The sequence below is a fragment of the Candidatus Brocadia sapporoensis genome (genome assembly GCF_001753675.2).
Lineage (GTDB): Bacteria > Planctomycetota > Brocadiia > Brocadiales > Brocadiaceae > Brocadia > Brocadia sapporoensis.
On the sequence record NZ_MJUW02000036.1, the window covers coordinates 1 to 5369 of the forward strand.

The window sequence follows — 5369 nt, forward strand, 5'->3', positions numbered from 1 at the left end:
ATTTAAAACATTTTCGGCAGTAAGGCTGTCTTTTTATCAGATGCAGAGACGTATGGCCATACGTCTCTGCACAAGACCCTTTACTTTGCGTCCCCCGATCACTCAGGGTTTGCCTTTATCGTCATGCATCTATATTATAGATCTAATAAAATTTATAATGTCTATAGTATGTTTTTGAGTATAAGCTCGAAATTTTATTTGCGTCAAGGAGAAAATCCAGAGAATTTAGTTTTATAAACCCCAAAATGACATTTATTGCACCTCATAGGGACAAGCATTTGCTACCGTTGTCATAAATACGCTCATATCAAAACAGGCAAATGCCTCGCCCTGCAATAAAGATCGAAATTCCATGCGTTAAAATAGTAATAACTATTAATATTTCAAGATAGTAACATCACAAACGGCTTAAAAATGTTGACAAAAAGAAGTCAGGCAGGTAATATCTGATGCTCTTTTTAGAGTGGGAAACGTTGCTTAAATTTCCTATAAATAAATTTAATATTCTTTAATAGATATTTGTACCGGTTTAGATGCAATTTGGAACTGTATGTATCATTGGCCCGGGGCTTATTGGTGGCTCCATTGGCCTGGGACTGAAAAAAAGGAATCTGGCAAAGACTGTCATTGGCGTGGGTCACAGGGCTGCCTCTATCGACAGCGCCCTGAAGATGCAGGCCATTGATAGAGGCGTCTTAAATATGGAGACGGCTATTCATGACGCCGATATTGTTATACTTGCCACAGCGGTGGATAAAATTATTGATATGGCGAAAAGAGTCATCCCCCGTATGAAACGTAACGCTATTCTTACCGATGTGGGCAGCACAAAAAACTACATCATTCAACAGATTACTCAAAACATAAGAAAAGATATTGCATTTGTTGGCGCACATCCCATTGCAGGATCGGAGCAAAGAGGCGTTGAGTTCGCTTCGCCGGATCTTTTTGAGGGTTGTAACTGCATCATAACGCCTTTAAACAAGGATTCAAAGGGGCTGGAAACGATTTCCTCTCTGTGGCAGCTTTTAGGCGCTAAAATAATCTGTTTAACCCCTGAACAACACGACGAAATACTTGCAAACGTGAGTCACCTGCCTCATCTGATTGCCTCATGTCTGATAAATTCCATTAAGCAAGAATATCTGGTTTACGGTGCCAGCGGATTACGGGATACTACCAGGGTCGCATCCGGTGATGCGGAGCTTTGGGTAAACATCTTTGATCACAATCGTGATAATCTTATAAGGTCAATCGATCATTTTATGGCGGAACTTGCCGGATTGAAAAGTGAACTGCTGAAGAAAAACGATGCTCTGTTATTTGAATGGTTAAAAAAGGCAAAGGCGTCACGCGATAAGGTATTTCATAACAACTCAAAATATCAGGATGAAAACAAATAAGTTTTATGTATAAACGAATTGAAGTGTTTTATAAGGACGAACTTCCGGATCCTCTGGGGAATGCTGTACGGTCAGAGATTGCAGCATTTGGTTTCCCGGGAGTTACCAGCGTTAGGGTGCGTCAGGTTTATATCATCTTTGGGAATGTGGGGGAAAACGATCTGGATACCATTGCTAAAAAGCTCCTGGTAGATACGATTACCCAACACTACCAGATTTCTGATTTCGAACTTCGGATTTTGGATTTTGGACACCATGTTGTCGAAATCAGCCGCAAACCAGGCGTTATGGATCCCGTTGAGCAATCAGTTTTGAAGGCGCTTCGTGATATAGGAATAAGCATCGATGGTGTTAAAACCGCTAAAAAGTATCTAATCGATGGGAATATGTCAAAGGAAGCTATTGGCAGCATAGCTACCAGGATCCTTGCAAATACAAAGATAGAAGAAGTCTTTATTTACCCTGAAACACCCAATTACGATCATGGCACGATCCGGTATTCCTTTAAAAAAGAGACGGTGCCTTTATTGCACGCAGACAATAAACAATTGGAAGAGATAAGTGCCCGTGGCCAGCTCTCTCTTAATTTATCCGAGATGCGGGCTATTCAGAACTATTATAAATTAATCAAGCGTGATCCTACCGATGTCGAACTCGAAACCATTGCACAGACATGGTCTGAACACTGCGTTCACAAAACCTTCAAAGGTATTATCGAATTCAATGGGGAGAAAATTGATAATCTCCTGCAAAATACCATTATGAAGGCCACTAAAGAGCTCAAGAAACCCTGGTGCGTCTCTGTGTTTAAAGATAATGCGGGCATCGTTCGGTACGATGACCAATACAATATTTGCTTCAAAGTGGAGACCCATAACCATCCGTCTGCCATTGAACCGTATGGAGGTGCTAACACGGGCGTTGGCGGTGTTATCAGGGATATCATGGGCACCGGGCTGGGGGGAAAACCTATCCTCAATACGGATGTGTTTTGTTTTGGTATACCGGATACACCGCAGGATAAAATTCCTAAAGGGGTTTGGCATCCAAAGAGAATTTTTAAAGGGGTCGTTGCAGGGGTAAGAGATTATGGCAACCGCATGGGCATCCCCACGGCTAATGGCGCTATTTTCTTTGATGATCGGTATATTGGCAATCCCCTCGTATTTTGCGGTACGGTAGGTCTTATACCAAAAAATAAGTGCCAAAAAGAGGCCCGACCCGGCGATCTCATCGTTGTTGCTGGTGGCAGGACTGGGCGCGATGGCATCCACGGTGCAACCTTCTCTTCAGCGGAATTGCACGAACAATCGGAACAGATATCTGGCGGTGCTGTGCAGATTGGCAATGCCATAACGGAAAAGGCATTGCTGGATGTACTTTTGCAGGCGCGTGACAGAGGACTGTACAACTGCATTACCGATTGTGGCGCAGGCGGTCTGTCTTCTGCCGTAGGAGAAATGGGTCAGGATCTGGGTGCGTTGGTAAATTTAGAAAGGGTGCCTCTTAAATACGAAGGTCTTTCCTATACGGAAATCTGGATTTCCGAGGCGCAGGAACGGATGGTACTCGCCGTTCCTCCAGAAAAAGAAAAGGATCTCCTTGAGTTATTTAAATCAGAAAATGTTGAAGCAACGATCATAGGGAGATTTACCCAAGATAAAGTACTGCGTCTGTTCTACAATGCTCATTTAGTTGGTGAAATAGAAATGGATTTTCTCCACAAAGGCATACCCAGGCTGGAACGTAAGGCAACATGGCATAGACCAACCTTTGAAGAACCAAGCCTGCCGGACAAAGAAGACTTTGGAGCAGACCTGAAGAAGATACTTTCTTCATGGAATATTTGCAGCAAGGAATGGGTTATACGTCAATACGATCATGAGGTACAGGGTAGCAGTGTTCTGAAACCTCTTCAGGGTCTTTGCAATGACGGGCCAGGTGACGCATGTGTTATTACGCCCAGGTTGGGATCCGGAAAAGGCATTATCGTATCTAATGGCATGAACCCGCGATATGGCGATATAGATCCGTATCATATGGCTTCATCAGCCATTGACGAAGCGTTGCGGCAGATCATAGCCGTTGGCGGGAGTTTAGAGCAGGTTGCGCTTTTAGATAATTTTTGCTGGGGTAACACCAACAAACCAGACCGTCTTGGCAGTCTCGTGATGGCTGCACAGGCCTGCTACGACATTGCCATTGCATACGGGACTCCATTTATCTCCGGAAAAGACAGCCTGAATAATGAATTTATCACCGATAAAGAAACAATTGTCATTCCACCTACTTTACTTATTTCGGCAGTTGCAATAATGGAAGATGTACGGAACGCCGTATCAATGGACATCAAGGAGCCCGGCAGCCTGGTTTATATCATAGGTCTCACTCGTCCTGAATTGGGTGGTTCGCATTACTATTATATCCACGGATACAAAGGGAATAATGTCCCGAAGGTAGATGCGGTCCTGGGGAGAAGGATCATGAATGCCCTTTCCCTGGCAGCGAGTAAAAAACTCATCAGATCGTGCCATGATTGCTCGGAAGGGGGTCTCGCAGTTGCTGCCGCAGAAATGGCATTTTCGGGTGGATACGGCATGGCACTTAATCTTTCTGCGGTTGCTACAGAAGGGTCTATTTGCCGAAACGATACCCTTCTCTTTTCAGAATCAAACACTCGCTTTGTTGTTGAAGTACGGCCAGAACATCAGGTGCAATTTGAGGGAATAGTAAAGGATATTCCGTACGGGTTGTTGGGAAAGGTTATACGAGAGCCGGTCTTCACGATTTACGGCTTAGACAATAAACCCGTGGTCAATGAAAGTATTTATGATCTGAAAGAGGCGTGGCAGGCGCCGCTGCGGTGGTAGCCCGATTGTACAGGGATTTTCATTTTGTTTGAGCGGATTACCGGATGGCATGGACAAACTTGTTTATCCATATCGTTTGAATATGCACACGGATTTGGAATATATCACACTGACAAACAGAGTTTGTCAGTGCCACCCTGTAACCGAAGACATAACTTGATTTTGCCTGAAAAAATAAACAGTAAAAAATGTGTAAAAATTTAGTTTTTTGAAAATATAGTGCCGATTCCTTGTGATCGACCTGTATGGGTATTTCATCGTGAGATCCATTAAACGATAATCCACTCGCACGACATATTTTCTTTTGTTCCGGTTATATAACACGGCAAAACTTCAACCAAATCCGCTCTATCGTTCGACAGATCCTTCGGCAGGCTCAGGATGTTGCGCCATGTATGGTGAACCTGTAGAACCATCACGACGAAGTCAAGGGGGGCAAAGGGGGGGTAAAAATATGCTATCCTCAGAATTTTTTCATTCGACTCTGTTTCCTGCCGGAAACGCATTTTTCCAACAAAGATTTTGATGTGCTGGCATACGCCTAAAGCCTCTTCCATGTCAAACAAGGATTTAAAGCAGGTGCAGGGAAGAGACCGTTGAAATTTACCGGTGAAGAAACCGGAAAACTCTTTGTTCGGTAAGTATGAAAACATAAAAGGATACGAAAAATGATACCTGTGGGCTTGATCCTTGCTTTTTTCATCCTATCAGGCCGTTGGTTCAGTCTCAAAATAAATCATTTCAAATTTTCCCCGATTTTAGCCTCAAAAATCCTCTGCCAAAGCATTTTGAGATTTTGAATTCTCCGACAATCTGTTTGGTTTTAGCAGGGCATCCTGATAAATCAAATGGCTACAGAATAAAGTTTCGCCGCTGACAGAAATTTTCCTTCGATAAAGGTTTTGTAGCGATGGACGCTATACAGGTGAACCGTCTATTCAGTAAGATTCTGGTCAGAAAAATATGAGGAATATTGTAACTATTCAGCGTACATTCGCTCACAAACCCTATGAGTGAACAAAATATTGATTCTGTAATCCTGAAGGGATGTCATTATTATAGCATATCGTTATGCAATGACGGTTAACCCTGTAGA

3 protein-coding genes and 1 riboswitch are annotated in these 5369 nt (G+C 43.2%); of the genes, 2 read left to right on the top strand and 1 reads right to left on the bottom strand.

All coding sequences use genetic code 11. The annotated features are described in order from the left end of the window. Positions 1 to 12 precede the first annotated feature (12 nt). Positions 13 to 124, bottom strand: a riboswitch (cyclic di-GMP riboswitch). Between the two features lie 409 nt (positions 125 to 533). Together BIY37_RS03195 and purL are read left to right on the top strand one after the other, a co-directional pair. Further along, a complete protein-coding gene (locus BIY37_RS03195) occupies positions 534 to 1403 on the top strand; it encodes a prephenate dehydrogenase (protein ID WP_070066398.1) in 870 nt (289 codons plus the stop codon). 5 nt (positions 1404 to 1408) lie between these two features. After that, positions 1409 to 4273, top strand: a complete 2865-nt coding sequence (gene purL / locus BIY37_RS03200) for a phosphoribosylformylglycinamidine synthase subunit PurL (protein ID WP_070066399.1) — start codon at positions 1409 to 1411, stop codon at positions 4271 to 4273. Between the two features lie 269 nt (positions 4274 to 4542). Here the strand turns inward: purL and BIY37_RS13355 are convergent, their stop codons facing one another. Next, a complete protein-coding gene (locus BIY37_RS13355) occupies positions 4543 to 4926 on the bottom strand; it encodes a hypothetical protein (protein WP_070066400.1) in 384 nt (127 codons plus the stop codon). Between the last annotated feature and the right edge of the window lie 443 nt (positions 4927 to 5369).

Bases quoted from the DNA above. Each gene is read 5' to 3' on its own strand.
- BIY37_RS03195 (WP_070066398.1), top strand. From the start codon at position 534: ATGCAATTTGGAACTGTATGTATCATTGGCCCGGGGCTTATTGGTGGC.
- BIY37_RS13355 (WP_070066400.1), bottom strand. From the start codon at position 4,926: ATGTTTTCATACTTACCGAACAAAGAGTTTTCCGGTTTCTTCACCGGT.
- purL (WP_070066399.1), top strand. From the start codon at position 1,409: ATGTATAAACGAATTGAAGTGTTTTATAAGGACGAACTTCCGGATCCT.